The sequence below is a fragment of the Streptomyces pallidus (ex Mingjun et al. 2026) genome (assembly GCF_051550185.1).
Classification (GTDB): Bacteria; Actinomycetota; Actinomycetes; order Streptomycetales; family Streptomycetaceae; genus Streptomyces.
Map to the genome: position 1 here is coordinate 623,162 of NZ_CP196182.1, position 25,931 is coordinate 649,092.

General features: G+C 71.1%; 21 protein-coding genes and 1 CRISPR repeat array. Of the genes, 10 read left to right on the forward strand and 11 right to left on the reverse strand.

Annotated elements, in window-relative coordinates:
* Positions 1-61: 61 nt before the first annotated feature.
* The gene (locus tag ACSHWO_RS37585) at positions 62-4,894 is read right to left on the reverse strand and encodes a sacsin N-terminal ATP-binding-like domain-containing protein (protein ID WP_438319747.1); all 4,833 of its coding nucleotides are present in this window, start codon (positions 4,892-4,894) and stop codon (positions 62-64) included.
* Between the two features lie 612 nt (positions 4,895-5,506).
* Positions 5,507-5,963: a CRISPR direct-repeat array (repeat unit 29 nt; unit sequence CTGCTCCCCGCACCCGCGGGGATGACCCC).
* Positions 5,964-6,332: 369 nt separating this feature from the next.
* On the opposite strand from ACSHWO_RS37585, the gene acpP reads away from it, so the two are divergent.
* The 3 genes from acpP to ACSHWO_RS37600 all read left to right on the forward strand — a co-directional run bounded on the left by acpP (position 6,333) and on the right by ACSHWO_RS37600 (position 12,438).
* Positions 6,333-9,848 carry an acyl carrier protein gene (gene acpP / locus ACSHWO_RS37590; protein WP_438319748.1) on the forward strand — a complete coding sequence of 1,172 codons (3,516 nt, stop codon included), beginning with the start codon at positions 6,333-6,335 and terminating at the stop codon, positions 9,846-9,848.
* Between the two features lie 632 nt (positions 9,849-10,480).
* Positions 10,481-11,215, forward strand: a complete 735-nt coding sequence (locus ACSHWO_RS37595) for a dienelactone hydrolase family protein (RefSeq protein WP_438319749.1) — start codon at positions 10,481-10,483, stop codon at positions 11,213-11,215.
* Positions 11,216-11,649: 434 nt separating this feature from the next.
* On the forward strand, positions 11,650-12,438 hold the full coding sequence (locus ACSHWO_RS37600) for an IS5 family transposase (RefSeq protein WP_438319750.1): 789 nt from the start codon (positions 11,650-11,652) through the stop codon (positions 12,436-12,438).
* Here the strand turns inward: ACSHWO_RS37600 and ACSHWO_RS37605 are convergent.
* The 4 genes from ACSHWO_RS37605 to ACSHWO_RS37620 all read right to left on the reverse strand — a co-directional run bounded on the left by ACSHWO_RS37605 (position 12,395) and on the right by ACSHWO_RS37620 (position 15,772).
* Positions 12,395-12,856 carry a hypothetical protein gene (locus ACSHWO_RS37605; protein WP_438319841.1) on the reverse strand — a complete coding sequence of 154 codons (462 nt, stop codon included), beginning with the start codon at positions 12,854-12,856 and terminating at the stop codon, positions 12,395-12,397. The genes ACSHWO_RS37600 and ACSHWO_RS37605 overlap by 44 nt on opposite strands.
* Before the next feature lie 451 nt (positions 12,857-13,307).
* Positions 13,308-13,730: a hypothetical protein gene (locus tag ACSHWO_RS37610; RefSeq protein ID WP_438319751.1), complete on the reverse strand. Its 423-nt coding sequence runs from the start codon at positions 13,728-13,730 to the stop codon at positions 13,308-13,310.
* 190 nt (positions 13,731-13,920) lie between these two features.
* Positions 13,921-14,460, reverse strand: coding sequence for a GNAT family N-acetyltransferase (locus tag ACSHWO_RS37615; protein ID WP_438319752.1), 540 nt, complete (start codon positions 14,458-14,460; stop codon positions 13,921-13,923).
* 667 nt (positions 14,461-15,127) lie between these two features.
* Positions 15,128-15,772, reverse strand: a complete 645-nt coding sequence (locus ACSHWO_RS37620) for an MBL fold metallo-hydrolase (protein WP_438319753.1) — start codon at positions 15,770-15,772, stop codon at positions 15,128-15,130.
* A 203-nt stretch (positions 15,773-15,975) separates the two neighbouring features.
* Here ACSHWO_RS37620 and ACSHWO_RS37625 point away from each other — a divergent pair, with 203 nt between their 5' ends.
* Positions 15,976-16,401 carry a MarR family winged helix-turn-helix transcriptional regulator gene (locus ACSHWO_RS37625; RefSeq protein WP_438319754.1) on the forward strand — a complete coding sequence of 142 codons (426 nt, stop codon included), beginning with the start codon at positions 15,976-15,978 and terminating at the stop codon, positions 16,399-16,401.
* Between the two features lie 144 nt (positions 16,402-16,545).
* Here ACSHWO_RS37625 and ACSHWO_RS37630 read toward each other — a convergent pair whose 3' ends face one another.
* Together ACSHWO_RS37630 and ACSHWO_RS37635 are read right to left on the reverse strand one after the other, a co-directional pair.
* Positions 16,546-16,809 carry a DUF6086 family protein gene (locus ACSHWO_RS37630; RefSeq protein WP_438319755.1) on the reverse strand — a complete coding sequence of 88 codons (264 nt, stop codon included), beginning with the start codon at positions 16,807-16,809 and terminating at the stop codon, positions 16,546-16,548.
* Between the two features lie 337 nt (positions 16,810-17,146).
* Entirely contained in the window at positions 17,147-17,698 is a 552-nt protein-coding gene (locus ACSHWO_RS37635; protein ID WP_438319756.1) for a hypothetical protein, read from the reverse strand.
* 778 nt (positions 17,699-18,476) lie between these two features.
* Between ACSHWO_RS37635 and ACSHWO_RS37640 the strand changes: the two genes are divergently transcribed.
* Positions 18,477-18,626: a hypothetical protein gene (locus ACSHWO_RS37640; protein ID WP_385843628.1), complete on the forward strand. Its 150-nt coding sequence runs from the start codon at positions 18,477-18,479 to the stop codon at positions 18,624-18,626.
* A 77-nt stretch (positions 18,627-18,703) separates the two neighbouring features.
* On the opposite strand, the gene ACSHWO_RS37645 is transcribed toward ACSHWO_RS37640, so the two are convergent.
* From ACSHWO_RS37645 to ACSHWO_RS37655, 3 genes are all read right to left on the reverse strand, one after another.
* Complete coding sequence (locus tag ACSHWO_RS37645) at positions 18,704-19,378, reverse strand: nucleotidyl transferase AbiEii/AbiGii toxin family protein (protein WP_438319757.1); 675 nt, start codon at positions 19,376-19,378, stop codon at positions 18,704-18,706.
* Complete coding sequence (locus tag ACSHWO_RS37650) at positions 19,375-19,740, reverse strand: hypothetical protein (RefSeq protein ID WP_438319758.1); 366 nt, start codon at positions 19,738-19,740, stop codon at positions 19,375-19,377. The genes ACSHWO_RS37645 and ACSHWO_RS37650 overlap by 4 nt, the downstream gene beginning before the upstream one ends.
* A 250-nt stretch (positions 19,741-19,990) precedes the next feature.
* Positions 19,991-20,686 carry a TetR/AcrR family transcriptional regulator gene (locus tag ACSHWO_RS37655; protein WP_438319759.1) on the reverse strand — a complete coding sequence of 232 codons (696 nt, stop codon included), beginning with the start codon at positions 20,684-20,686 and terminating at the stop codon, positions 19,991-19,993.
* Positions 20,687-20,817: 131 nt separating this feature from the next.
* Here ACSHWO_RS37655 and ACSHWO_RS37660 point away from each other — a divergent pair, with 131 nt between their 5' ends.
* The 4 genes from ACSHWO_RS37660 to ACSHWO_RS37675 all read left to right on the forward strand — a co-directional run bounded on the left by ACSHWO_RS37660 (position 20,818) and on the right by ACSHWO_RS37675 (position 23,991).
* On the forward strand, positions 20,818-22,503 hold the full coding sequence (locus tag ACSHWO_RS37660; protein ID WP_438319760.1) for an amidohydrolase: 1,686 nt from the start codon (positions 20,818-20,820) through the stop codon (positions 22,501-22,503).
* 207 nt (positions 22,504-22,710) lie between these two features.
* Positions 22,711-22,857, forward strand: coding sequence for an ABC transporter permease subunit (locus ACSHWO_RS37665; RefSeq protein WP_438319761.1), 147 nt, complete (start codon positions 22,711-22,713; stop codon positions 22,855-22,857).
* Between the two features lie 244 nt (positions 22,858-23,101).
* A complete protein-coding gene (locus ACSHWO_RS37670) occupies positions 23,102-23,338 on the forward strand; it encodes a hypothetical protein (RefSeq protein WP_438319762.1) in 237 nt (78 codons plus the stop codon).
* A 17-nt stretch (positions 23,339-23,355) separates the two neighbouring features.
* A complete protein-coding gene (locus tag ACSHWO_RS37675; RefSeq protein ID WP_438319763.1) occupies positions 23,356-23,991 on the forward strand; it encodes a hypothetical protein in 636 nt (211 codons plus the stop codon).
* Between the two features lie 454 nt (positions 23,992-24,445).
* On the opposite strand, the gene ACSHWO_RS37680 is transcribed toward ACSHWO_RS37675, so the two are convergent.
* Positions 24,446-24,820: a VOC family protein gene (locus ACSHWO_RS37680; protein WP_438319764.1), complete on the reverse strand. Its 375-nt coding sequence runs from the start codon at positions 24,818-24,820 to the stop codon at positions 24,446-24,448.
* A 64-nt stretch (positions 24,821-24,884) separates the two neighbouring features.
* Between ACSHWO_RS37680 and ACSHWO_RS37685 the strand changes: the two genes are divergently transcribed.
* Complete coding sequence (locus ACSHWO_RS37685; protein ID WP_438319765.1) at positions 24,885-25,835, forward strand: helix-turn-helix transcriptional regulator; 951 nt, start codon at positions 24,885-24,887, stop codon at positions 25,833-25,835.
* The last annotated feature ends 96 nt before the right edge of the window (positions 25,836-25,931 follow it).

Genomic DNA, 25,931 nt, shown 5'->3' on the forward strand with positions numbered 1-25,931 from the left:
TAGGTTCCCCGGGTGCCGCTCGCTCGCCTCGGCCCGCGTGACCCGTGGGGCCCCGGGGGAGCTATTCCTCGGTGGGCCAGTCGTACACGGTGGACTCCACCGCCTGGTTTCGTACGTCCTTCAGTCGCACGTCCGTCGGGGGCTCGACGGGGAAGCGGTGCACGGGGTCGTTCACCAGGCGGAGGGTCGGTGTGCCCGAGCCCTTCGCCAGATGTGAGGCGATGACCAGGGTGTAGTTCTCGCCCTCCGACCAGGCGCGCACGAACTCGGCGCGGGTCAGGGTGCACTCCGCCGGGACTTCCTTCCCGTGTGCCTTGATCTCGTAGAAGCGGCCCGTCGAGTCCACGGCGTCCGCGCCCAGGCCGGAGACGCCGCGCTGGTCCGAGAGCTCGATGCCCTGTTCCTGGAGGATGCGGGCGAGGGCGTGGAGTACGAGTTCTTCCTTGTCGTGGTGCGCGTAGTCGGCCGGTGCCGCCTGGTTGTTGGGCGGGGCGTGTCCGGGCCGGGGGTGGGGGAGCGGGGTCGCAGGGCGGCGACGTCCTGCGGATGCGGATCCGGGAGTGCGGGCAAGGGTGCCGCCGGGAGCGTGTGGCGGGGTGTTGGTGGTGACCGTCTTGCGGGGGCTGCGGTCGAGGTCGGCCGCGTCGACCAGGGGGCGTGGGGCCGGCTTGTTCCGCGGTGTCGGGCCGCCGGGCGGTGTGGTCCGCGTCTGGGGAGGTGTGCTGGGCCGGGGGACCGTGCTGCCCGGCGCCGCGCCGGCGGATGTCGTGCGGGCGGATGCAGCGCCCGTTCCGCGCTGTGCGGGCGGGCGTACACCCGGCCCGGGTGCCGGCGGTGTGTGCTGTGCCCGCCGGAGCAGTTCCTCGGCGAGCCGCTGGAGTTCCTCGCGGTCCTGGCGCCCCGCCGAGGTCAGTGTGCCCGCGGGGTCCGCCTGGGCCAGGCCGTCTTCCCACACGTCGCGCCAGCCGTGCCCGACCCGGGACCGTGCCCGGGAGAAGTGGGCGGCGACGGCCGCCCCCGCTCCTGCCCTGGTGCGAAGTGCTTCGGCGCAGCGCAGGAACAGCGTGCCGCGGTCACGGTCGATGTGGGCCTGCGCCGGGAGCTCCACGGGCTCGTGACCGCCGCCCGGATGCATGCGGATCCGCAGGTCGGGGCGGATCCGGACGTCGAGGCCGGCCAGCCAGGCCCAGCCGGTGAACGCGTCCGCCGTCTCGGGCTCGTCGCGGACGAGGAGGTCCTGGAGCGCGGCGACAGCACGGCGGAAGTCCTCCGTGAGCGTCGCGTCGGCAGCGGTGTCCTCGGTGGCGCGGGCCGGGACGTCGGCCACTTCTGCGTCCGCCACTTCCAGACGGGTGACGTGGAGCAGCCTGAGCAGCGGGCCGAACTGATGCACCGTACCGCCCGGCTTCCAGAGCGGGAGCCGACCCTCCAGTGCTCGTTCGACGCCGGCGTCGTCCACGGCGAACACCGGCCGCTCCCTGGTCCAGCCGGCAGTGGTCCACAGCGGCAGCCGGCGCAGCTTGTTCCGCAGTCCTAGTGGCACGGGCTCGTCACCGGGGGAGGACGTCAGGTCCCGGAGACGGCGCAGGGCGTCGAGCACGGTCCGCTGGCAGTCCGCGTCCGGAGCGGTGTCGCTCTGCGCCGCGATCTCCCTGAGTACGTCCACGAGGTCGTCGGGCTGCGGCTCGGCGAGCCCCAGCACCCGCCACAAGGGTTCCAGATCGGCGCCCGGCAGTGCGAAGGGGCGGAATCCGCGCAGGATCGCCGGTCCCCGGAAGCACTGCGCCGATGCGCGCCAGCCCTGGTCGGTCAGTACGAGTTCCTCGCCCAGGAACTCGTATCGGATCTGCTTCACCACCGCCGCCCGCGACGTGTCGGCGCCGCCCGCTGCGGGGCCGGCCAGGCGGCGCGCCAGCGCACGGTAGACCAGGAGCGCCTCGGCCCGCAGACCGTCCGGGACGGCGGCGGATCCGCCGGCCCGACCGGCGCTGCTGGTGACGTCGCCGGCAGCATCGTCCGCACCGTCGCCGTCGCCGTCGCCGTCACAGCCGCCGCTGCGCTCGCTGAGCTCGCGGAGCCGCTCGGCCAGGCGCGGCACGTCCGGGTCGCCGGAGACACCGAGGGCGGTGAGGACGTCGGTGCGGTTGCCGAGGGCTTCGTGGATGGCCGGATGGAGGTAGCCGGGGTCCTCCGCGCCGTACAGTGCCGCGGTGTCCGGCGTGCGCAAGGTCAGTTGGGCCGGCGGGCAGAGCCGGCCACGGCTGTCCTCCAACCAGCGGGTCTCCCGGGCGTGCCACAGCCAGGCGGCCGCGGTCTCGCCTCTGACGATCCATCGGCGTTGGCCCTCGGCCATGGAGACGCGTGCGTGCTCCGGGCTCGTGGCGGGTCCGGCGAGCGTGCGCAACAGCGCGGTGCTGCGGCGCCGCCGCTCCTCGACGTCCTTCTCGGCGGCGATGTGCGCGATGACGGCGTTCAAGTGGCCGCTGACGTGGTCGTCGAGTGTGTGGGTGGCGTATGCGCGGCGCATCTCGCTCTGTCGGCCGCTGGCGGACCAGAGGTTGGTCCGTGCCAACCCGATGCGTGCATCGGCTGCGTATGTCTTGGTGTGGTGTGGGTGGAGGACGGCACTGCCGTGCACCGGCGTGAGCCGCGGAGTGTCCGCGGCTCCGAGCAGCCGCAGGAATGCCGTGCGGCTCAGCCCGCCCGCTTCACTGGCCGAGAGCAGTGATCTCGCATAGGAGCGGTGCACCCATACGAGATCGGGGGTCTTCCGCGCGGCCACGGCGAACCGGTCTCCGTCGGCGGACTGGAGCACCTGCGGCAGATAGGCGGCACGGGGCTCCACCCGGTGAGGCCGTTCGATCCCCTCCCGGTCGTAGCTGAAGCCGTTGAGGCGTACGGCCCGCCCGATCCCCGGCCCGAGGGACTCCCGGACCTGCTTGGACTGTTCGCCCAGCGCCCGCTGAAGGGCGGTCAGCCGCACCGTCTCCGTCGCCTCGTCCGCTTCGGGCAGGCAGCCGCCGGAGTGGCCCAACCGGGACACGAGCCGCAGGACGGCGGCGGTGTCGCCGCGGCGCACCAGGCAGCTCTGGCGTCGCAGCCACGCCACGACGGTCTCGGCCGAGGGGTTGCCGGCCTCCCGGTAGACGGGGTGCAGGTCCACGACGACCTCCAGCACGTCCAGTGGACCGCCCCCTGCCGCTCCGCCCACCACACCGGCGACGTCGAGCTCATCGCCCGTGCCGTCCCGGTCCGGTGCCTCGACGGTGCCGACCGGGTCCGCGAACGCGTACGCGTTCGCCCGCGGCCGCATCCGGCGCCCGTCGGCGGTGACCACGCACGGCCGCCGCCCCAGCTCCAGCTCGTGGCCGCTCTCCAGGGCGACCGCGGCGAGGCGTAGGAGCAGTGGGACGTCCTGCCGCTCGTCTGCGAAGAGCCCGAGCGCGTCCGTGACCCGTACTTCCTCCCGCACGTTCGCTTCCCCGGCAGCGCGCCAGTCCGCGAGCACACGACGCCACCGCCCGCCGCGATCGCGTACGGCGCCGGGGAGCGCGTACGGGGCCCCGCCCAGCCGTGCGATGTCGGCTTCGCCCAGCACGCCGGACAGTGCGGCCTCCTCGACCGCGAGATCGGCCAGCGGGGCGGTCACCCGCCCCTCCTCGGCGACCGGCAGGACGAGCAGGCGGGCGAGCGCGTGCCGGGCGCTCGACAGCAGCTCGGCCCTGATCCGCTCCTGGAGCCGGTCCGATGCGGCCGCGCCCGCCGGCCGGGGCAGCGGGACCAGATGCCATGCCGTGGGGTCCACCCGCTCCAGGACGTCCCGGACGCCTGCCGTCCACAGGTCCGCGATCAGCGGAACGAGCTGGGCGTTCAGCCGGCTGCCGGCGAAGCCCTCGCGGCTGGCGACGGGGTCGAACTGACTGTGGACGCGGGCCGCAACGTCCAGCGGGACGACGGGCAGCCCGGCGTGCACACTGCCGCGCCCCTCCGCCTTCGGCCCGCCCGTACGCTGCAACGGCAGCGCCACCCCCACGGGCACGGTCGCCCCGAGCGCCTTGTGGCTGCGCTCCCAGTCCGGACGCGCCGGGACCTGCGCCGTGTACACCCGCCACACCTCTCCGCCGCCAGCGGTGGCGTGCCGCACCGTGACGTCCAGCTCCGCACCGTCGACCGCGGTACGCAACCGTGCCGCGTCCTGCCACGACAGGCCCAGGGCGAGGCTGCGATCGCGGGCCCGCACCTCGATCCGGCGCAGGTGGCGCAGAAAGAGCAAGGAGGCGTCGCTCCAGTCCTGGAACCAGTCGAGGAGATCGTCCGGGGCCAGGGCGCCCGGCTCCAGCGGGATGCGGAAGACGGTCCAGCCCGGTCCGGCGATCTCGTCCGGGAGCTCGGGCGGCTCGACCGGCCGGAGCGTCAGGTCGGCGAAGCGGACGTGGAACGGATGGCAGTGCACCTCCCACTCCGTGGCCAGGGCCCGCAGCGTGGCCAGCCCGATGCCGAAGCGCCCGGTGCTCCGTGCATCGGCGGCCTTGCCGCTGATCCAGGGCAGACCGAGCAGCAGGACATCGCCGAGCCCGACGCCCGTGCCGTCATGGGCGATGAGCAACGCATCCCGGCGCCACAAGAACCGCAGCCTGCCCGCTCCCGCGTCGTCAGCGTTCTGCACGAACTCGGAGAGCACCTGCAACGGATCACTCGACAGCGTCTTGGCGCCGCGCTGCGCCCCCTCGGCCATCAGACGGAAGACACCCCACCCTTCCTGCAAGCCCTGATGGAAGAGACGCACGGCCCGCGCGGCTTCCTGCGTGGTCGACACGACCGCTTCCGTGCGCGCACGCGGATCGTGCAGAAGCGTCCGTACCGCCGTGGCGAGCGCGTCGTCGTCCATGCCCATGCGCGTCCTCTTCCTCCCCCTCGGTCCAGTGAGAACGCGGACCAGCCTCGGGCACGGCTCTGCCCGCCCGATCACCGGCAGGCGCGTTCCGGCCAACTCCTGCGAAAGCGCAGGAGAGCTGGTCGCCCCTGACCGACCGTCTGCCGTTCCTGGCCAACCGGGGCGGGAGGGGACGCCGCAACCAGCGCACTGCATGAGGATGGAACCCCGAACAGGGCGGAAACCGACTGCCGCCGGCGCCTGATTGTCATACCTACCTGGTATCGCCCCACCGGCATGACGACAACGCGGGCAGCCGGCGCAGGAGGAAGCTGAGGCACGACCGGTGGGCGCCGAATGCCCGACCTGCCGGACTCCGCGAACGCGCCCACGGAGAAGCTCCCGGCGCCATACCGTCGCAGGCCACAGAGCCTGCGCCGCACCCGGAGTCATGACCCCTACGGCCTGCCGCCCGTCAGCAGAGGAAGGCGGGTCAGCAGACCCCGTTGCCCACTCTTCGATGTACCTGCCAGCGCGACGCGAGGCGGCATTGCCGCTTTGGGTGCTTTGCCGGATTCTGCGGAAGTGGTGAAAACAAGGCTTCGACCGAGATAAAGTCCCAGGTCAGCAAGACTGCTCCCCGCACCCGCGGGGATGACCCCAGACAGAGTTCCGCGCGTGGCTGGAGGCCGCCCTGCTCCCCGCACCCGCGGGGATGACCCCGATCAAGTAGCGGTACGGAGCCAGCACGGTCCCTGCTCCCCGCACCCGCGGGGATGACCCCTTGCCGTTCCCGCCGCCCGGGTGGCCGGTGACCTGCTCCCCGCACCCGCGGGGATGACCCCGAACTCCGTGACGGGTGGCTGGGCACCGTCCACTGCTCCCCGCACCCGCGGGGATGACCCCCGGGGTGGCGACGTTTACCGCGGCCAACGGCTGCTGCTCCCCGCACCCGCGGGGATGACCCCGCCGAGGAGGGCCGCAAGGCGCACGCGGCGAGCTGCTCCCGGCACCCGCGGGGATGACCCCACCCGCCGGGCCGCCGCGACGTACGGCATGGTCTGCTCCCCGTACCCGCGGGGATTACCGTCCGGGACCACACGGCCCCGACCGTAATAGGCGAACCCTTTCTTCGCTGGCCCGTACAGCGAGGCCTCGCGCGGTACGGGGGGTGTGCTGATCCCCGCCCTCGCCGCGGAGCGCCGGGTCGCCGGCGCGCGGAAGGCGGCTGCAGGGTCGTGGGCGGTCTCGGGAGAGACGAAGCCGGGGCCCTGCAGGCCGGACGCATTGGTTCATGTTCGTGACGTTGAGGAGCGCGCATGGTGGGGAGCTTCTGGTCAGTGGTCCGTTGAGTCCTTCTGCAGGGCCAACGTGACACCAGTCGGCGTATGACGCACTGACGGATGCCTCGGGCGAGCGACGGATGTCGGTCGGCATCCGAAATGGGGGAGGGGAGTCGGTGGACAAAGCGAGGCTTGTGGCGGTCACCGGGCCCGGCGGGCCGGGGTCGGGGTACTCGGTGGGGCCGCGGCTGGTACTCACCTCGGCGCACGTAGCGGCCGGCGAGGGCGGTGAGGTGGAGGTTTTCCGGCCGGGCGGCGGCCGGGAGTTCGTGGGCAGGACGGTGTGGCGCGGGACGCCGGGTGGCCGCGACGACGCCGCTCTGGTCCTGGTCACCGACGACGGCTGGCAGCCGCCGCTCGGGGCGGGGGTTCGGTGGGGGCGCCTGGTGACGTCCCGGCCCGGCCAGGAGTGCGAGACGTGGGGCGTACCCGATCTCGTGCAGCGGCACAGGACCGCTGTCGAGGCCAGTCAGCAGCGCGGCCACGTGAACCCGGGCAGCGGCTTCGTCCACGCCCAGTACGTCATGGACCTCACGGCTCACCCGCCGAGCTGGCCGTACGGCAACTCCTCGCCCTGGGGCGGCCTGTCGGGCGCCGCGATGTTCTGCGACCGGCTGCTGACCGGTGTGGTCCGCGCGGAGTCGGCGGACTCCGGACATGCCGCGCTGAAGGTCGTTCCCGCCTACCTACTGCACCATGATGCGTCGTTCCGTGCAGCCCTGGCCGCCCACGAGGCGGGCCCACGGCCCCTTGAGGCGGTGGAGTTCCAGGATCTGGCCGCGGTGGAGACCGCACCCGCCCGAAGCCTGCGGTCGCCCGCGGCCCTGCTCACGGCGGACCGGCAGACGGTGCCCTTCCGCGGCCGCGGGGAGCTCATGGACCGGCTGGAGGCGTGGTGCGGCCTGGGCGGGTTCGGCGCCTGGCTCCTGCACGGGCCCGGCGGGCAGGGCAAGACCCGGCTCGCCCGCCACCTTGCCGGCATCCTCGCGGCCGAGGGCTGGGCCGTGCTGTGGCCGCACGCCGAAGCCACCGCCTCCCAGGTACGGGCCCTGCGGCACGCGGCCAAGCCCATGCTGGTCGTCGTCGACTACGCCGAGGCACGCACCGGGCAGCTCGCCGGACTGGTGGAAGCCGCCGCCGAGCACGGCGGCGGCACCCCGTTCAAGATCCTTCTCCTGGCCCGGACGGCCGGCGACTGGTGGATCCGGGCGCAGACCCTCAGCAACATCATGGAGGACTCGCTGGAGGGCACCCCGGTGATCGCCCTTCCCCCGCTCGATCCCGATCCGCCGGACCGCTTCGACGCCTACCAAGGGGCAGTGAAGGCGTTCGCCGCTGCACTTCCGCAGGTCGATGGCTATGGGCATCACGACTGGCCGGGCCTGTCCCAGGCACTCCCCACTCCCCGCCTCACCCGGGAAGGCCTGGGCAATGCGCTGACCCTGCAGATGACGGCGCTCGCCGACCTGCTCGACCAGGCCGAAGCGCCGGCCGCCGCGGTCACCCCGGCGGCGCCGCGCGAGAGCGTGGAGAAACGACTGCTCGGCCACGAGAGCCGGTACTGGGCTCGGATGGCCGAAGTCGGAGGCATCACGCACACACTGACCGAGGCCACCCGTCACGACGCGATCACCGCCGCCCTGCTCGTCGGTGCCGCCGACCGCGAACAGGCCGACGGGACCCTGCAACGCGTGGCGACGCTGACGGATCAGCCGCGCGACCGGCGGGACGCCGTCAGCTTCTGGCTGGCGGCCCTCTTCCCGTCTCCCGTCCCGGGCCGCCTGTGGGGCAGCCTCTACCCCGACCGGCTGGCCGAGCGGTTCATCGGGCTGCGCCTCGAGGTCGATCCACTCCTGGCGGAGTCCCTGGCGGCGGCTGCGGATGACCTGCAGGCCGTGCAACTGCTGACCGTCTACAGCCGCGCCGCGGCCCACCCCGACGTCCAGGGCCGACTGGACGAGCACCTGACCGGGCTGTGCGTCCGGCACAGCGGCCGCCTGGCGCCCCAGCTCATCGAGGTCGCCACCCAGACCGAGAATCCCGGCCCCCTGCTCGCCGCCCTGGAGCGGATCACCGGCGACCTCGACGCGGACGACCTGGAAGGCCTCATCCACCTGCTCCCCCAGTCCAGCCGACGCCTCGCCGACTGGGCCGCCGAGGCCTCCGGGCGACTCGCGGACCGCTGCCGCGCCCTGCCGGACAACACGCCCGACCGGCTCCCCAGGCTCGCGCGAGCCCTCAACGAGCATTCCAACCGGCTGAGCGATCTGGGGCGGCAGGAGGCGGCGCTTGCCGCGGTGGAGGAGGCCGTCAACACCTTCGGGCAGCTCGCCCGGACCGATCCGACGGCCCATCTGCACGATCTCGCCAAGGCGTTGAACAACCTGTCGAACCGACTGGGCGACCTGGGGCGTCGCGAGGACGCGCTGACCGTCATCGAGAACGCCGTGAGCATCCGGCACCGGCTCGCCCAAGCATCATTCGCGCAGTACTTCCCCGACTACGCGATGGCGCTGAACAACCTGTCCAGCCGACTGGCAGAGCTGGGACGGCACGAGGAAGCGCTCGAGACGGCCGAGAAGGCGCTGAGCGCCCACCGCCTGCTGGCCGAGTTCGATCCCGGCACCTACCGCCCCGACCTCGCCAGGATCACCAGCAACCACGGGGTCCGGCTCGCCGGGACGGGACGGCGACAGGAGGCCCTGTCCACCCTCGAAAGCGCGCTGATCACCTGCCGTGACCTCGCCGAGAGCCGCCCCGACGCGCACCTCCCGGACCTCGCCATGGTCCTGGGCAACGTATCGGTCGAGCTGGGCGCCCTCGGGCGGCACCAGGAGGCGCTGGCGGCCTCCGAGGAGGCCGTCGCCACCTACCGCGCGCTCGCCGAGAGCCAGCCCGGCGCCTACCTCCCGGACCTGGCGCGGGTGGTGAGCAACCTCTCCGCCAGACTGCGCGCCGTAGGCAGGCACCAGGACGCACTGCATGCAGCCGAACAGGCCGTTGCGATGTACAAGGGACTCGTAGAGATCCACCCCGAGGCCCACCTGGCGGACCTCGCGACCGCCCTGGACCGGCTGTCCCTGCGGCTGGGCGTACTCGACCGGAGAGACGAAGCCCTGGCCGCAGTCGTCCAGGCCGTGGCCCTCTACCGCCAGCTCGCGGCCCGCTTCCCCGCTCTCCACCAGCCAGATCTCGCCAGGAACCTGCACAGCCTTGCCATGGCTCTGGGCGTCCTGGGCCGGCGCCAGGAGGCACTGGCCGCAGTCGACGAAGCCATCGCGATCCGTCAGAACCTTGCTGCGGCGGATCCTGGAGCCCACGGGGAGTCCGTCGCGGCGTCGAGGCAGCTGCGCGCCGTACTGGATGCACGCGCAGCCCCGCCCGGCGACGGCTCGGTCCGGACGGCGGCCTTGCGGGTGATCGCCATCATCTCCGAGCAACTCGGTATCGACGAGGACCGAATCCATCCGGACGCCGCGCTCGTCGAAGACCTGGGAGCCGACGAGCTGGACATGGTCGAACTCGTCATGGCCGTGGAGGACGAGTTCGACATCGAGATCCCGGAGGAGGACGCCAACGCGGTGACCACGGTCCGAGGGCTGGTCCACGCCGTGGTGGCCCGACTGCCGTGAGATACCGTACGGTGCGGGCCGTTGCTGCCGCGGTCGTCGTGGCGTTACGGCCCGGCCGTCGGCCTGATCACCGGGCGCAGATCCCGGTGCGCACCGCGGAGCCCTTCCGGCTCGGGGCCCAGACCACGGCGCGTACCGGCCTCGGGATGTGCACAGGACCCAGCACTGCAATGGCTAGGCCCGGCCGCACGCTGCCCTGAACGGCACGGCTGGGTGCGTAGCGGTCGGGTGCCGAACACCCCGCGGTGCCGGCGGTCTCCGCCAACCGATCCCCGGGAACAGCGCCAAACAGAACGTCCTCACGGGCACCGGGGGCGATACGGCAGCTGCACAGGGGGCCTGATCGGAGGCTGCCTTCCGGGCTCCGGTTCTGTAAGAAGCTGTTGTCTTTCCGATCTTGAGTGGTGTCCGTCGAACGGGAGTCTCGATGTCCTATCGGTGGGCTACGCTGTGCGGCTATGAATACCGGGACGGCCTTGCGCCACACACGGATTGGTGACCCGGTGCTCTTCTGAGCGCCGTACGGGCCGGTTTGGGCCCGCTGTTCGATCGAGGCTCTTGCGTTGCTGCGCGTGCTCCGCCTCCGTCGTGTTGATCACAGGCTCTGCACGTCAACCACGACAGGAGTATTCATGCCCACCAAGACGCTGCGGATTCCCACCGCGGACGGTCAGGCCGACGCCTTCGCCGCCTTCCCCGACCACGGTGAGCGGCACCCAGGGGTGCTGATGTACGCGGACGGCTTCGGCATCCGGCCCGTGCTGCGGGAGATGGCCCGCGAACTGGCCGGGCACGGCTACTACGTGCTCGTCCCCAACCCCTTCTACCGGCATGGCCCGGCACCGCTGGTCGAGCTCCCCGAGTACATTGGAGAGGAGGTCCGGTCCGCGGTCTTCGCCCAGCTGATGCCCCTGATCGAGGCGCACACCGCCGAACGTGTCCTGAGCGACGCCGACGCCTACCTCAGGTTCCTCACCACTCAGCCCGAGGTCGGCGCCGGACCCATCGCGGTGACCGGCTACTGCATAGGCGGCCTCTACGCGATGCGCACCGCTGCGGCCCTTCCCGACCAGGTGGCGGCCGTCGCCGCGTTCCACGGCCCCGTGGGCGCCGACGGGCCCGACCTCTTCTCCAAGCTCACCGCCCAGGTCCACCTCGGCCACGCCGAAGGCGACATGACACCTGAGGCCCTCGGCGAGCTCAACCAGGCCCTGGATGCAGCAGGAGTCGGCTACACCTCCGAGATCTACCCCGGCACCATCCACGGCTTCACCATGTCCGACACCGACGCTTATAGCGCCTCCGGGCTGAAGCGCCACTGGGATCGCCTGCTCCCCCTTCTGGACCGCACCCTGGCCAACAGCTGAGACTCCAGCCTGGAAACCAAGCCTGAAACGGCCGCGACCAGCAGACGGCATGGCGGGCCACGCTGATGTCTCCATGGCCGTGGCCCGCCTCTATCGCGAACGGAACTTCCGTAAAGGGTCGCTTGAGAACTCAAATCCTCCGCGGTCGCAAACGACCTGGCATCCCAGCTCGTCAACGGCCCACCATGTGACAGCCGCAGTCCGACAGGACATTCGATCGGGTGATTGTGGCCGGTGCCGGGCATGGGAACAGGGCCTCTTGGTAGCTCGGAGGGTGTCTACTCCAACTCGCCATCCAGGAGGCCCTGTTGTTGCAGTTGTATGCCACCGCGGAGACGGAGTCCACTTCGGTCACTCTCGCGTGTGACTGTCTGGCTCACCGGTTCGGGAACGCCGCCGACACCCCGATGCGTCAGCGGCGGTATCCGACGGACATGACGGACGCGGAGTGGGCCCGGGTCCTGCCGCTGCTGCCGGTACCGGGTTGGATGCGCGGCCGGGGCGGCCGGCCGGAGGCGTACTGCCACCAGGCCATGCTCGATGCAATCCGGTATCTCGTGGGAACGGGATCAAGTGGCGGGCGATGCCCGCCGACTTCCCGCCGTGGACCGCATCTACGCATTCTTCCGCCGATGGCGCGACAACGCCCTGGTCAAGGAGTTCCACGACCGGTTGCGCGCGAAGTCCGCGAGGAGCTGGAGCGGGATGCGGAGCCGACGGCCGCAGTGATCGACTCGCAGTCCGTCAAAGCGGACGCCGTCGTCGGCACGGACAGCCGCGGCTTCGACGGCGGCAAGCTCATCAACGGCCGCAAACGGCACGTCGTGGTCGACACCCTCGGCCTGCTGCTGGGCGTCTTGGTCACCGCTGCGGATGTCCGCGACCGCACCGCTGCCCAGGTCCTGCTTGAGCAGGTGGCCGCGGCACACCATCGCCTGGCCCTGGTCTGGGCCGACGGCGGCTACACCGCCAGCCTCGTCGAGTACTGCCTGGCCACGTTCGCCCTGGCCCTGACGATCGTCAAACGCAGTGACGACCGACGAGGGTTCGTGGTGCTGCCCAAGCGGTGGATCGTCGAGCGCCTCTTCTCCCACCTGATGCGCAGCCGCCGCCTGGTGCGCGACTTCGAGCGCCGCACCACCAGCGCCGAGGCGATGGTCTACTGGTCGAAGACCCTGCTCATGACCCGTCGCCTGGCCCGGTCACGCCTGCCGCGAGGGTGAACCGGCCCGGCTGCTGCTCGGCCAGCCAGCCGCGGGCCACCAGGCGCTTCGCTTTCGACCGCAGGGCCTCCACTCGCGCCGGCACCACGTCCATGCCGAACATGGCGGCCATCTCCTGGCACGTCAGCGACCCTTGATGGAGCCGGGCCCGGTCCGCGAGTGTCCTGAGGATGCGCTGGTAGTCGGCCGACAGCGCCGACCAGGCCAGCCCCGGGCGCCACACCGGTACCTGCGACTTCGGTCCGTCGCCCGGAGTCAGTACCGTATCGACGCGCCTGCGAGCGATCGCCCACTCCTGCCATTCCAGCTCGGCCGCAGCGAGCTCGGCCTGGATCCGGTCGGCCTCCTCACGCAGCCCGTCGACTCGACGCCGAGCGGCGAGTTCGTGCTGTTCCAGCAGTCCAACGACCGACGGCATCCGCGACCTCCCGGTGAACGACGACCCGACAGGCCACCACTCCCACGGAACGTCCCCGACCAGCGGAAACGCGTCGATCACGTCCGGAAAGACAACAGCTTCTAAGTACATCAACTGGCCGATGCTCTGGCTCGCCTGCCGAGGCAGATGAAGATGCGTGATTTTTCTCCGGATTTGCCTGACCCGGTGAAAGTACTCGAAAACGCCCTTCGGCTCACCTAAAGTGGCAGGTCAGCAAGTCTGCTCCCCGCACCCGCGGGGATGACCCCATCGAGCTGGGCCCCGAGTTCACCGTCGAGGACTGCTCCCCGCACCCGCGGGGATGACCCCGACCTTCTCGCCGGCGGCAATTTCATGGACGAAGCCCGACAGCTGCAATGGCCCGGCGAGGTCGCCAACCTTCAAGAGAGCCTGCGGCACATCGCGGGCCAGAAGCGGCAGGGCCGAGCGCCTACGTCAACGACGAGCAGCAAGGCGAGTCAGGGGACAGCCCGCTCGGCTGATCAGGCATTGCCAGCACCGTCCGAGAGCCCCGCTGGCGCTCACGCCATAGCGCTGCCGCCCGGGAGCCCTCCGCGAGCACCCAGCTGTCGAAGTCTTCGCGCACGAAGCCGGGGTCGACGGGCATGAGTCTGATCTGCGGACGGTCATCCATCCACCAGATCTCGAAGTCCGTCGCCGTGCCGACGGCAGGCCAGCGCGTCACGTCGCGCGGCAACATGAGCACGTCGACGAAGCCGCCGACGGCAAGGCCCAGGTCGACACCGATCCCGGTGACGCCTGGACGGTGAACCCAGTCCACTGTTCCGGCCAGCCGCTGGCCAAGCCGAAGCTGTCCACGCAGCTCCTCCCGGGCGTCGTGGAGGTAGGTCATTGTGTCATCTTGCCGCATCTTCCCTCGGCTCCTCCTACGCCCCCAGTAGTGCGGAGAAGGGTCTGCGCATCGGCTGGGCAGGAGGTCTTCGAGGTCAACGTCCGCGCTCTCACCTGCCGATTTCGACTGCCAACGCGGCCATCTCCCCCAGGCGCTCGTAGTGCTCGACCGCGCCGCCATTCATCATCGATCAACGGCAGGACCTGCTCAACGACCGCGAGGCAGCTGAGAAGGGCATTGCGGCGCTTCTCGTCGCTGGCTCCGTTCGCCGGCCCCGGAAGAGCTCAAGCGCGTAGAAGCAGCTCTCTTCGGTAGTCCGCAAGCGTGCGAACCCGTTCTTCTCCAGGACGCGCTGGGAGCCGACGTTGTGCAGGTCGGTCTCGGCGTCGATCGCAGCGACGCCGCCATGGTCGCGGCAGATCTCGACGAGCCGAGCGACCGCCTGAGATCCGTATCCCTGCCCCCACTCGGCGCTGACCATTCCGTACCCGATGGTCACGCGGCCGGAGGCGTCCGGCGGACGGTGGAAGCCGATCGTGCCGATGGTGAGCCCGTGGGAGAGCGGCACGATCCGGTACACGCCGAAGGGAGCCGGGGCCGCCGCAGCGTTGGTCAGACGGCTGGCGGCCGGCGCGCAATCGTCTTCACGGGGGAAGCCTGCGGCCCACTGGTCATCCGGATCCGGCCGGTCTGACGCGATCCTCGACGCCTCGCCATCATCTATGGCCATCAGCACGATAGTCCTGTCGCCGCCCGGGCGCGTTCCGCCTGCACTCTCCACGGCACCGGATTCAACCAGCCCCCAGTTCGGCCGGCAAAGAGACACCGCACGGAACGCGTGGGGGTGCACAGGAGTGCTGGCCGGTGCACGGTTCACGCCCCCGCGCCAGGCTGGAAAAGCGGCGACTACAGCCAGCCGAGAGCGGCGGGGTCGCGGTGTAACGCCGGTCTGCAGGCCGCCGGCTGCGCTTACCAGGTGTCGCCGCCCACCTCTTGCGGAATCTGCCAGCATTCCGCGGACCTCGGTCGTGCCGGGGCGCTGGTCTCGTGGCGGTCGAGTGGGAGGCGGGGACCGACGGGGGTGGAACGGTGGCCGGCAGCAGCTCGGCGTCCACGAGCTGGGCCTCGACGACTTCTGTGTTCTCGGTGCTTGCGGCGGCAGTGCGCCTAGGATCGAACGCGGACACCGACGGCTCCCACACCAGCCTCTGATGCTCGGTCATGCGCCTTCTTCTCGCCTCGCCGGTCGTTCCTGGGCAACCACCCTTGTATGGGGAATTTGTTCGGGGGTCTCAGATCTGCACGAGCACCTTGTCGGCGTCACCGGTGGGTTGTGGAACGGACCATCGCCTGGCTCCACGGCTTCCGCCGCCTCCGCGTCCGTTGGGAACGAGCGCTTACAGCTGGACGGTGGTGCCGGGCTCGAGGCGGTCGATCCGGGTGCCGGTCAGGCCCTTCTCGCCGAGGAGATTGGCGGTGGAGTGCTGGCCCAGGTCGCTGAGCATGAGTTCGTGGATCTGGATGATGCGCTCGGGCTTGAGGGTGCGGACGTAGTCGGCGGCTTCGCCGAGCTTTGTCCATGGGCCGCTGGTCGGCAGCAGGAGGGTGCGTACGGGAGCGTCGGGCGCGAAGTAGGCGTCGCCGGGGTGGTAGACGGCTCCGTCGTCGAGGAGGTAACCGACGTTGTCGGGGCACGGGATGTCGGCGTGGATCAGCGCGTGGCGGTGGCCGTGGACGGTGGCGGTGATGGAACCGACGCTGAAGGTGTCGCCGGCGGCGACGGCGTGGACGCGGCCATCGTGGCTGCCGAGGGTGGCTGCGACCGTGGCTGTCCCGTAGACCTGCAGCCCGGGCTGGGCTTCGAGAGCGGCGGTGACGAGCTTTTCGTCGAAGTGGTCGAAGTGTTCGTGGGTGATCAGGACGGCGTGAGCCTGGGTGACGGCCTCTGCCGCGTCCGGGGTGAAGGTGCCGGGGTCGATGACCAGGTGGGTGCCGTCCTTCTCCAGCGTGACGCAGGCATGGGCGTGCTTGGTGAGCTTCACAGCGGGTCCTTTCCGAACCGACCGAATATCTACAGCCAGACTGTACAGTGTGGTTGTAGATATCGGCGCTGCGAGTGTCGACTGCGGCTCGACTGCGACGCCCTGCCCCTGACTGCGAGGCTGGTGGGTGTATCTGGAGCACCAAAGCAAACAATGTAGCCAAGGTGTACAGTTTGGTTGATGGGGGTGGGTAAGCTGGCATCATGGACGAGAGTGAGCTGGCCGAAGAACTTCGCCTGACCATCGGACGGCTCGTGCGCACTGTGCGCACTGCCGACAAGATGCCGCCCGGCGAGGCCGCCGTCCTGGGCTACCTGGACCGCAGCGGCCCGCTGACCACCGCCGATATCGCACAACAGCGGGGAGTCAGTCACCAGTCGGCCGCCAAGGCGGTCAAAGAACTCCTGGCTCAGGGCCTTGTGCATGCCGAGGCACACCCCAGCGACGGGCGCAAGCTGTTGCTCCACCTCACGCCGACGGGAAGTGACCGTCTGGCCGAGGAGCGCCGAAGGCGTGCGGACTGGCTCGGCAGCGCGATCAACGATGTCCTCAGTTCCGATGAACGAAAGACGCTTGAGGCGGCGCTGCCTCTGCTATCACGCCTGACCACATACTTGGATGGCAAGTAGCCCAGGGGCTGCCGTTCGGGTCATCGAGCCCTGCGCATTGTGAAGTTGCAGGTCACGCGTCTGGTCTGCGTGAGGTCCGGGACGCCCGTGCTGGTCGCGCGCGGATGACTTCGGCGAAGATCGCCGGTCGCCGGGGCCCGGCCTTCAAGTGGCGGTGCGCAGCCAGCACGAAGGCGGGCTTCTGCGCAGTCGGATGGTGTCCGGTTCATGCGGGTCAGTCGGGTGGGAAGCCCCGGAAGTAAGGCGGCCGGTCTCGGCGAATCCTGCTGGTTGCCATTCCACCTGGATGCCCGCTCGCTCCGCCAGGACCAGCACCGTGACAACGAACCCCTGGGACAGGGCAGCCGTGACCGCGTGACTCGTTCTCCGGTGCCACGCGAGCAAGGCGCCTACGAACGCTTCGAACACGAGGGCCGATCTGACACTCGTCAGCCTGCACGGGGCCGATGCCGGACGGCGGCCCCAGTAGAACGCCGTGCCATCGCCCTGCCCAGCCCCTCGATGGCCTGGTCGGTGGGTGCTTCGGCCGCCGCGGGCGAGGCGGTGCAGGACCTGCTCGGCCTCGGCGGTGCCCAGGGTGACCGTGCGACGTGGCCAGGGCTACACGGTGCGCGTGACTGTTCTCAGAGCCAACTGCTGTAGCAGTTTCGAGGCCGGGGCTCGCCCCCTGGCTCACCTGGCGGCCGGGCCGGGGTGCGGTGACGCCAGCGCCGCGGACGCAACCGCGGTCGGCCCGGCACTCGGCTCAGCCGCTGACCGGCCACTGCGCTGGTTCCGCGTTGAAGCCCTGGAAGACCTCGACCGCGGCCGGCTTCTGCCCTGCGGGGATCAGGAACGCCGTGCAGATCTTCTCGGACTGACCCGGGCCCAGGGTCTTCTCGCTCTGCGTTGCCGGGCAGTTGGCCCACTTCGCACTGCCCATCATGACGATCAGGGCACGCGTCCTCAGACCTGACTCCGTCCTGATCATCAGGTCGCCGTCCATGTCACCGACCTTCATGGGCGTGCCGCTCTTGTGCGTGAGCGTCGACCACACGAAGACGGGGATCTGCGGGCCTTTGTCGTCCTTCTGCAGGCCGGAGTTCTCGATGTCCGCCTCGGTACCGGTGTGCACCTCCAGCGGTGTCACCGTGAACTTCGCGTCCTGCGAGTCCAGCTTCTGGCTCTCCTGCTCCGGACTGGCCTCGCCCAGGCGGAACGTCTTCTTGGTGTCCGCGGCGGCACGCGGCGATGGTGAGCTGTTCCCCTTCGCCGTTCCAGGGCCATTGCACCCGGTCAGGAGGGCGGTCACGGTCACAGCACCCACCGCTGCCGCTGCAGCGCGCGTCCACGTACGCAATCTCATCTCGCCTTTCCCCGGGCCGGGCGGCAGATGCCGCCACGACCCGCACTTCATCGCTTCGAGCGATCATCCTCTCAAATGTGGACATGCCAAGATGGCCCCAGCCCGGTGGCGGGCCTCCCTCGGCGTGCGGGAGGCGGCCCAGCGCGCCGGCCAGTTGGCGGACCGCTGTTCTCGTGCACCGGGTCGGTGCCGAGGCCGAGGCCGAGGCCGAGGTCGGCGAGGTGCACGACGCTGCGTACCTCGAGCTTCGGGTTGGACGCCACCCGCTCGTTGAGGCGGTACACGCGGACCCGGTGGCCGATCAGCGCCCGGGCCCGTTCGATCATCGCCCGGCCTGCCTCGGAGTCGCCGCGGTCGGTGCCGATCGGTTGTTCCAGCTCGCCGGAGGTGTTGCGCAGGACCAGGACGCCGCGGTACTGGAGGGCTCCACCGGTACGTCCGGCAGCGTGGCCGTGAACTGCTTCGCGAATCCAGCCGGGCGACGTCCTGCCCGACCGTGTCCCCGAGGACGTGGAGGCTGACGGCCCGTTCGCGGACCCGGTCGGTCCACTTGGCCTCCCCGCCCGGCGGGCACGGTCCGACGGCGTGGGCGGCGGCGATGCGAGGTCGAGGTCACGGGGATTCGCCGGTCATCATGACCGACGGGGACCGACCGGCTGCGCCCTGCCCGCGGCAGCTGTCGGATCGCCCGGCCCTTGCCCAAGTCGGCGCGGCCACCATCGTCGCCGCCATGGCAACCAGCGCCTGGCAGGCCGTCCGCGCCGACGCCGTCCGCCTCTTCCGGCGCCGCGGGGCTGCCGAGCAGGCGGCCACCGAAGACCAGCTCAACGGCGGCGCTGCTCGCGTCCCGCGGGCCCGGACCGGGAACGCCCCCGCCTGAGCCCGCTCCCGTAGCGGCAGTTGCAACTGGAAGGGCTGAACGCCCCGGCACCGAAGCTTCTTGGGGTCGCGGTGGGGTCAGAAGGCGTCGTCGGCCGCGGCGGGGGCGGCGAGGCGCTGTTCGAGGTCGGCGGCCCAGTGCCCGGCCCAGGTCCTCAGGGCGGTGATCGCCTCGTCGTCGAGGCCGTACGCGTGGAACTCCTCGTCGTCGTACCAGTCGGCGCCGGCGAGGCGGTCGTGGAGGTCGTCGAGGCGGAACTCGTCGCGGCCGTGGCGCCGGCCGAGGTGTTCGAGTTCGGCCGTGGTGCGCCGGCGGGCGGCGGCATGGACGTCGATGAGGTCGCGGACCGCGCCGCGGTCGGCCAGGGCGCGGACCTTGGTGCCGATGACGTCGTCGAGGGCGAGGACCGGGCCGTACGCGGTGTGGGCCGGGGGGCTCCAGAGGTTCTCCTTGAGGACGTCGACCTCGCATTCGGCGCCGTCCGCCGGGTCGGTGACCATCAGGCGGGCGGACAGCGGGTCGACGGCGATGACTGCGACGCGCCAGCCGCGTCTGCTCAGCTCGTGGACCAGGTCGGCGGTGATCTCGGCCATGGGCGCGGGGTTCTCGGTGGCGACGTCGAGGTCCTGGCTGAGCCGGTCGACGAGGCCGTGGGCCTGGACGGCGTAGCCGCCGGTGATCACGAGGGGGTAGGGCGTGCCGATGGCGATCACGTCGGCCAGGAGCCGGCGGTGGAGGGCGCTGAGGTTCACGCGGCGGACGTCGCCCGGCTCGTGAGCCGGGGGAAGCGCTCTTCCCAGACCTGGCGGACGTGCCGGCTGACCAGGGTGCGCAGGACCGGCCACTGCTCGATCAGGAGGTCGCCGTCGAGGAGGGCGATGAGGTCGTCGTGCTGCCCTTCGGCCAGGACGGTGCGGTACAGGCTCATCCGCTGCCGGGGCCGGTCCAGGTCGTACGTGCGCAGCCCGGACCAGGCGACGTGCAGGGGCAGCTCCACCACTCCGCGGGCCGGGCCGGCGAGCTCGCCGAGGGAGGCGGGCAGGCGGCTGGCGTACCGCTCGCGCAGGACCTCGCCGACGGGTGCCGGCGGGACGGGGGAGGACAGCTGAGCCATGCGGCCAGTATCCCGTGTCCCAGGCCTCACTCGCACAGCGGACGCGACATCCGCCCGCGACCGGCCGGCCCCGCGGTGATGATCACGATCCCACGAGCCGCCGAGCCGCCGAGCCGCCGAGCCGCCGAGCCGCCGAGCCGCCGAGCCGCCGAGCCGCCGGGCCGCCGGGCCGCCGGGCTGTCTGGCCGCCTGGGGCCCGGCCGCCCCGCCGCCCGGGCCCCGGCTGTGCGGCCCCCGGCTACGCCCCCCGCTACGCCCCCCGCAGCTCCGCGGCGCGCTGCTCGATGGCCGTGATCAGCGCCTCGACCCGCACCTCGAAGATCTGGATCTCCGTCACCTCGGCCAGTTCGGTGCTCAGCCCGGTGATGTTCGGGAAGACCTCCGGGTCGACCATCCTGTACTCCCGGTTCCACGAGGACTCGTCGGCCGCCCGTACGTCGGCGTCGAACAGCAGGTAGGCGGCGCGCTGGCCGACGAAGGCCAGGAGCGAGTCGCCGACCATCCGGTAGTGGACCGCGGCCTCGGCGCCGTCCAGGCCGGCTTCCCGGACTGCGCCCAGGATCAGCTCGACCACCCGGAACTCGTTGGGCCGCCGGGTGGTCCGGCTGGCCATGGTCGAGCCCACCACCGGATACCGCAGTGCGACTTCCAGGGAACCGGCGGCGAGCGCCCGGATCCGCCCCTTCCAGTCCAGGCCCTCGGGGATGCTGTCCAGCACTTCTCCGAGGGTGCGGTCGGCGACGGACAGCAGCAGGTCGTCCTTGTCGCGGAAATGCCGGTAGATGGCCGTCGGGTCGGCGCCCAGTTCTTCTCCGAGGCGCCGGACGGTGAAGGCGTCCTCGCTGCCCCGGGCGGCGATGCGCAGGCTGGCCTCGATGATCGCTTCGGGGGTGAGCTGGCTGCCGGCTCTCTTGCTCCGGGCGGCGTTGGCAGGTGGCTTCGACATCGTGCGGGTCAGTGTATCGACGTGGAAGAGAGGTGGCGCAACATCGTTGACAACATTGTTGCGCTGCCGTTCACTCCTCCTCAACAAACCAGCCAGCGGGGGCCGCCCCGCCCGAGCGTGAGGATGCGTCAATGGGCACCACCAGCCAGCGGGCGGACACCGTGTTCGTAGGGGGCCGCGTCTTCACCGGCACCGGCTCCGCCCCGATCGACGCCGCCGTCGCCATCGCGAACGGAGTGATCACCGCGGTGGCCGACGAGACCACGGTGCGCTCGCTCGCCGACGCGTCCACCGACGTGGTCGACCTCGCCGGAGGCCTGCTGCTCCCGGGCTTCCAGGACGCCCACGTCCACCCCGTGGTCGCCGGACTGCAGATGCTCGGCTGCGACCTGAGCGAGGAGCGCACCATCGCGGGCTACCTCGAAACCGTGGCCGCGTACGCCGCCCAGCACCCCGGGGCGGCCTGGGTCCGCGGCGGCGGCTGGTCGATGGACGTCCTCCCGGGCGGCACGCCCACCCGGTCCATGCTCGACGCGGTGGTGCCGGACCGGCCGGTGATGCTCACCAACCGCGACGGCCACGGCGCCTGGGCCAACACCCTCGCCTTCGAACGGGCCGGCGTGGACCGCGACACCCCCGACCCGGTCGACGGCCGCATCGAACGGGAGCCCGACGGCACCCCGGCCGGCACCCTCCAGGAGGGCGCCATGGACCTGGTGGGCCGGCACGTGCCCCTCGCCACCCCCGACGAGGCGCACGCCGGACTGCTCGCCGCCCAGGAACACCTGTTCTCCCTCGGAGTGACCGCCTGGCAGGACGCCATGATCGGTGCCTTCCCCGGCACCCCCGACAACTTCGGCGTCTACCTCCGTGCCGCCCGCGAAGGCACACTCCGCGCCCGGGTGGTCGGCGCCCTGTGGTGGGACCGGGAACGCGGCATGGAGCAGCTGCCCGAGCTGCTGGAGCGCCGCCGCACCGGCCAGGTCGGCCGCTTCAACGCCACCAGCGTGAAGATCATGCAGGACGGCATCGCCGAGAACTTCACCGCCGGCATGCTGGAGCCCTACCTGGACGCCTGCGGCTGCGCCACCGCGAACTCCGGACTCAGCTTCATCGAGCCGGGCCTGCTCAAGGAGGCGGTCCGCGAACTGGACCGCGAGGGCTTCCAGATCCACTTCCACGCCCTCGGCGACCGCGCCGTACGCGAGGCCCTGAACGCCCTCGAAGGAGCCCGCGAGGCCAACGGCGCCAACGACAACCGCCACCACCTCGCGCACCTCCAGGTCGTCAGCCCGCAGGACATCGCCCGCTTCGCCGAGCTGGGCGCCGCAGCCAACATCCAGGCCCTGTGGGCCGCGCACGAGCCGCAGATGGACGAGCTGACCATCCCCTTCCTCGGGCCCGAGCGCGCCGCCCGCCAGTACCCGTTCGGCGACCTCCAGCGCGCCGGGGTCCGGCTGGTCGCCGGCAGCGACTGGTCGGTGAGCAGCCCCAACCCGCTGTGGGGCATCCACGTGGCCGTCAACCGCACGGTCCCCGTGGAAGCCCCCGACTCCCCAGGGCAGGCCGAGCCCTGCGCCGCCCCGTTCCTCCCCGAGCAGGCCCTCACCCTCGCCCAGGCCCTCACCGCCTACACCGCGGGCAGCGCCTGGATCAACCACCTCGACGAGTACACCGGCACCGTCGAGGCCGGCAAGTACGCGGACCTCGTCGTGCTCGACCGGGACCCCTTCGCGCACCCCTCCCAGGAGATCGCCGACACCCGGGTGCTGCGCACGTACGTCGGCGGACAGCTCGTCTTCGCCGCGACCGCCTGATTCCCGGCCCCCCGGCCCCCTCATCCCCAGAAAGTACGGCTTCGACGAGCCCTTCCTGGTGCGGTACTGGCACTGGCTGGAGGGGCCCCGCACGGCGACTTCGGCCGCTCGCACGTCTTCCACCAGGACGTCTCCTCCGTCATCTGGTCCCGGCTGCCGGCCTCCCTCCTGCTGGGCGCCGTCTCGGCCCTGCCGATCGCCCTGTCCGTGAGCTTCACGGCCCTGGTCACCCGCGTGACCCGGTCGGCCATGCTCGACGAACTGCGCCGCGAGCACGTGGAGGTCGCGCTCAGCCGGGGCGTCCCCCGACGGACCGTGATCCGCCGCCATGTGGGGCCGCCGCCCAGTGTCTGATCCTGCTGGCGCTGTTCGTCGTGGTCGCGCTGCCGGCCCCGTGGCTGGCCCCGCAGGACCCGACCTACGGGAGCCTGGGCGAGACCCTGACCGGCCCCGGCGCCGCCCACTGGCTGGGCATCGACCAGGGTGGGCACGACACCTTCTCGGCCCTGATCCTCCGCACCCGCACCAGCCTCGCCGGCCCGCTGGCGGTGGTGGTCGTCTCCACCCTCACCGGTATCGCCGTCGGACTGTTCTCCGGATGGCGGGCGGCTGGGTGGACGCCCCGGTGGGCCGGGCGCTCGACATCCTGTTCGCCTTCCCCGCACTGCTGCTGGCGATCCTGTCGGTGGCCCTGTTCGGCAAGGGGCTGACCGCCCCCGTGACCGCCATGGCCGTCGCCGTGGTTCGGCCCTCTGCGTTCGTTGCTCCGGCACCCGACTCAGTGAGTGCTCCGGAAGCTGCTGGGTACGGCTACTCATGCGTCGAGCAATGGTGACGCCTACCGTCGCATGCATGTTCAAGAGCCTTGTAACCAAAGCCCGCGTCTCCAAGCGGTCCGTCCTGCATGCCGTCACAGGGCTCGTGATGGTGGCGCTGCCAGTCGTTGCCGTAGTGGCGGGGAACGCCATGTGGAACGGCGCGCCGTATCCTTCGGTCGACCCCGACGCGGTCGCACAACGGCTCAGGGCACGGTCCGACGAGGTGTACGACGGCTTCGCGCTGCCCGAAAAGTACGCCGCAGAGTCGGGCAGGGGCGGTACCGGCGCCTGCTACCACCGCGGGCTGAGGAGCATCGCTCACATTGACGAGGCACGAAGCGACGTCCGCAGCTTCGGTCTCGACTGGAGCGTGCCCGACGTCCCTGAAGCCACCGCCCGAGACGCCCAGCAGCGCGTGCGCCAGCAGCTGGTGGAGAAGGGTTGGAAACTCACCCACGAAGGCGACCGTGCAGGCGGGGCCTTCCGCCAACTGGGCTTCCGATTCGAGAACCCGGAAGACGGGGACCAGGTCGACGTGCAGTGGAACAACTCGACCACGACTTTGTTCATCAGCATCTACGCCCCTTGTGGGCAGGTTCCCGACGAGTTCGTGGAGCACGACTGGGCTGGGGCGGACTGGCACCCGAAAGAGCGACCGACCGGGCCTTGAAGCCCTTCCGGGTCGATGCCGGTGTGGTGGTCGCTGGTGAGCATCGCAACGCCGCTGCACCAGGCGAGGGTGGAACGGTCGAAGAGACGGAGTGCCTGCTGGCCACGGGTCGGTGCGGCCGGGGGCCGATGCGGCCGGGCGCGGTGAGCGGGACGCGTTGGGCGGTGAGCCCAGTGATGGCGTCGGTGCTGCGGCGGGTGAACTGGTCGGTGGGCCTGTCCGCCGCCTGCGCCCGCCGCCTGCGGGTGATGACCTCCGGGCCGGTGTGTCACGCCACGAGGCCTGCTGTCCCGCCCGGACGACGACGGACGAGTTCGGCGTGTCGCACGCGGGCGGGTGGGTGTGCTGCTCGCTGACGCCAGACTCCCGGGGTCAGCGTGCTTCGAGCTGGTGGTTCCGGCGCCGGCGGCCCAGAGGTCACCCGCCGGGTGTGTACGAAGGGAACGGGACGGGCTCAGATTCCGTGTGTCGACAGGCAGAAGGGATGGCCCGCAGGGTCCAGGAGCACGCGCCACACGTCGGGCCGGGGCTGGAAGGACGGCACGGTTGCGCCCAGGGCGAGCATCCTCTCCTGCGCGGCGTCCAGGTCGTCGACGCCCAGTTCGAGGTGGGCCTGCTTGCTGTGGGCGGGGTCGGGCCAGGCCGGAGGCCGGAAGCCGGTCTGGCGGACGAATCCGAGCCCAGGGGCTCCCTCCCGCCCCAGTAGAACAAAGTCGTCACTGCGGAACAGCACGGGAAGGCCCAGCGCATCGCCGTAGAAGCGGGCCAGCTCAGCTGGCTCAGGACAGTCGAAGTCGAAGGAAAGCAGACGGATCTGGGGGTTGTTCATGGACCGGACCGTAGGCCACGACCCTGACAGGTCCTGTCCTGGTCATGCGGGACACTGGGGGATTGTGATCAGGACCTCCTCCCGTCTGCTGCGCTTGGTGTCGCTGTTGTCCGCGCGCCCCGAGTGGACCTGCCGTGAACTGGCCGAGCGCATGGAGGTCACCGACCGCACGGTCCGCCGGGACATCGCCCGGCTGCGGGATCTGGGCTACGGAGTCGAATCCGCGCCTGGCCCCTGGGGCGGCTACCGGCTCAGCCCGGGCGCCCGGATGCCACCGCTGGTACTGGACGACGAGGAAGCCCTGGCCGTCGCCGTCGCCCTGCGCGAGGCCGCGCTCAGCGGAGTCCTCGGCACCGGGCAAGCCGCCCTGTCCGCGCTGCTCAAGCTCTGCCAGAGCCTGCCCGCACACCTCGCGGACCAGCTGAGCACACTGGACGGGACCCTCGAACACACTCCCCGTTCCGGCGAGCCGCAGATCGACACGCTCCTGCTGCTGGAACTGGCGCGAGCCTGCCACAGCGCACTGCGCACCACCCTCTCCTACCGGGACCACGCCGGCCGGGCCTCCGTGCGCGCCGTCGACCCGTACCGACTGGTCCACACCGGCCTGCGCTGGTACCTGGTTGCCCGGGACACCGCCAAGCAGGAATGGCGTACGTTTCGCGCCGACCGGGTGGTGAGCGTACGCCTCACCACCGAACCGGCCGACCTGACCGATCCGCCCGATGCGGCAGCAGTGGTCTCGCGGGGGATCGCGAGCGTCGTCTACCCCGTGTACACGGTGATCCGCCTTCCGCTCCCCCTGGACCGCGCCCTGCGAAAAGTTCCGCCCACCATCGGCACACACAGCCCTGACGGCCCGGACGCGACGATGGTCGAGATCGGCGGCAACAGCACCGACCAGCTCGCCGCCTACCTCCTCAGCCTGGCCACCCCGCTCACAGTGCTGTCGCCGGACGAGGTACGCCAGGCACTCATCCGGCACGCCCACGCTCTCCTGGGAGCCAACCGTTGACAGCTGCGAGCAAGGCGCGAAGGACGTCGCAATCCTCAAGACGGGAGACTTCGCTGCTCCTCGCCTTGAAACGCCGCAGTCAGTAACTATCCGGCC

Bases quoted from the DNA above. Each gene is read 5' to 3' on its own strand.
- ACSHWO_RS37625 (WP_438319754.1), top strand. From the start codon at position 15,976: ATGGACGAGAGTGAGCTGGCCGAAGAACTTCGCCTGACCATCGGACGG.
- ACSHWO_RS37670 (WP_438319762.1), top strand. From the start codon at position 23,102: ATGGCGGGCGGCTGGGTGGACGCCCCGGTGGGCCGGGCGCTCGACATC.
- ACSHWO_RS37660 (WP_438319760.1), top strand. From the start codon at position 20,818: ATGGGCACCACCAGCCAGCGGGCGGACACCGTGTTCGTAGGGGGCCGC.
- ACSHWO_RS37680 (WP_438319764.1), bottom strand. From the start codon at position 24,820: ATGAACAACCCCCAGATCCGTCTGCTTTCCTTCGACTTCGACTGTCCT.
- ACSHWO_RS37595 (WP_438319749.1), top strand. From the start codon at position 10,481: ATGCCCACCAAGACGCTGCGGATTCCCACCGCGGACGGTCAGGCCGAC.
- ACSHWO_RS37610 (WP_438319751.1), bottom strand. From the start codon at position 13,730: ATGACCTACCTCCACGACGCCCGGGAGGAGCTGCGTGGACAGCTTCGG.
- ACSHWO_RS37640 (WP_385843628.1), top strand. From the start codon at position 18,477: ATGGCAACCAGCGCCTGGCAGGCCGTCCGCGCCGACGCCGTCCGCCTC.
- ACSHWO_RS37585 (WP_438319747.1), bottom strand. From the start codon at position 4,894: ATGGGCATGGACGACGACGCGCTCGCCACGGCGGTACGGACGCTTCTG.
- ACSHWO_RS37600 (WP_438319750.1), top strand. From the start codon at position 11,650: ATGACGGACGCGGAGTGGGCCCGGGTCCTGCCGCTGCTGCCGGTACCG.
- ACSHWO_RS37605 (WP_438319841.1), bottom strand. From the start codon at position 12,856: ATGCCGTCGGTCGTTGGACTGCTGGAACAGCACGAACTCGCCGCTCGG.
- ACSHWO_RS37655 (WP_438319759.1), bottom strand. From the start codon at position 20,686: ATGTCGAAGCCACCTGCCAACGCCGCCCGGAGCAAGAGAGCCGGCAGC.
- ACSHWO_RS37675 (WP_438319763.1), top strand. From the start codon at position 23,356: ATGTTCAAGAGCCTTGTAACCAAAGCCCGCGTCTCCAAGCGGTCCGTC.
- ACSHWO_RS37615 (WP_438319752.1), bottom strand. From the start codon at position 14,460: ATGGCCATAGATGATGGCGAGGCGTCGAGGATCGCGTCAGACCGGCCG.
- ACSHWO_RS37650 (WP_438319758.1), bottom strand. From the start codon at position 19,740: ATGGCTCAGCTGTCCTCCCCCGTCCCGCCGGCACCCGTCGGCGAGGTC.